Here is a 1,266-nt window from a genome sequence, read left to right as displayed (position 1 = left end):
CCGTTGGGCCTCGCCTCGACCGAGGGGTCAAGCCGCAGTGCCGCCATGCGCAAGGCTGCCGCTTGTTCAGCGAACGCCGCCTGGTGTAGCAAAGTCGACTTCCTCTGCTGTTGCGGTTCCGTTTTTCCGCCCGGGGTAGCTGATCCACTTCATCGCGACGTTTAAGTCGGCAACGACGCTTGGGGCCTCAATCTTCGGCCCGTTCTCAAGTTCGAGACTCTTCGTCGTGTGCGCATCCTTGACCAGAGTCAGGTCGTAGCCGCGATCCAGTGCGCCGTAGGCGGTGGCACGGATGCACCAGTTGGTCGCGGCGCCGGCCAGAACGATGTGCGTCGCGCCGATGCGCGCAAGCTCGGCTTCGAGCCCCGTCTCTTCGAACGACGACTCGAAATGCTTGTAGATCCGCGCTTCGCCTTGCGCGGGAACCAATTCCGGTACCAGTTGCCATGACGGCGAGTCGCGCACGAGTTCCTTGTCGTCATGTTGCACCCAGATCACGGGGACAAGTTGCTCTCGGGCGCGCTCAACAACGCGCGCGACGTTGTTGACGACTCGCGTGGTCTCCCAGGCTTCGGCTACGACGCTGACTTGAACGTCAACCACGACGAGCGCTGCTTGATTTCCGGCGCGGACAGTGGACATGGTCAGGATGCCTTGATGCGAGGTGGAGGGTAGGCGATCAATCTTCCATGACTCCGAGCGTACCCGCAAGCCGTCGTTCGTGACCGGCCGGTTGCGGCCGGACTGAGTCCTTCGCGGCCGTGGTGGCCGCCAGGCTCTGACTACGTTGCCCCGCCGGACGATTCGACCTGCGATGGCACGGCGCCGTCACCGAGGCTCGCGCGGAACACGCGAGCGTAGTTGCCACCGAGGATGCGCTGCACGTCGTCTGCGTTGAACCCATGCTGCAACAGAGCGTCGGCCAGAGCCGGCAGGTCGCGGTACGAGGCGAACGTCGACGGCCCGACCAGACCGTTCATGTCGCTGCCGAGAGCGACATGCTCGACCCCGACGACGTCCGCCATCCGCGCGATGCCAACAGCCAGGGCTGCCAGGTCAGGGAAGATCGAAGCCGGTGGCCAGATACCAATCACGCCGCCGGTGCCCGCGATTGCGCGCGCGTGATCCGCCGCGATCAGGCGGCTGTGTGGCCTCGACGCTGCGGCCAGCGATGTGTGCGACAGCACGAGCGGCTTGTCTGTGACAGACGAGGCCTGGCGGACGAGGTCATACGTGCCGTGTGCGACGTCGACCACGATGCCGAGC

The 1,266-nt window shown here is 65.0% G+C and carries 2 protein-coding genes; both read right to left on the bottom strand.

Annotated features, from left to right (window positions below; all coding sequences use genetic code 11):
• Positions 1 to 66: 66 nt before the first annotated feature.
• Positions 67 to 642 carry an isochorismatase family protein gene (locus AC1D01_RS35315; protein ID WP_477874268.1) on the bottom strand — a complete coding sequence of 192 codons (576 nt, stop codon included), beginning with the start codon at positions 640 to 642 and terminating at the stop codon, positions 67 to 69.
• Positions 643 to 782: 140 nt separating this feature from the next.
• Positions 783 to 1,266, bottom strand: a 484-nt coding sequence (locus tag AC1D01_RS35310) for a membrane dipeptidase (protein WP_477874266.1), incomplete at its 5' end; no start/stop codon positions are given.

It is taken from the genome of Rhizobacter sp. P3_B12, assembly GCF_056402895.1.
Note: the sequence above shows the minus strand (reverse complement) of the source record. Positions and strands in the feature narration are given on the sequence as shown.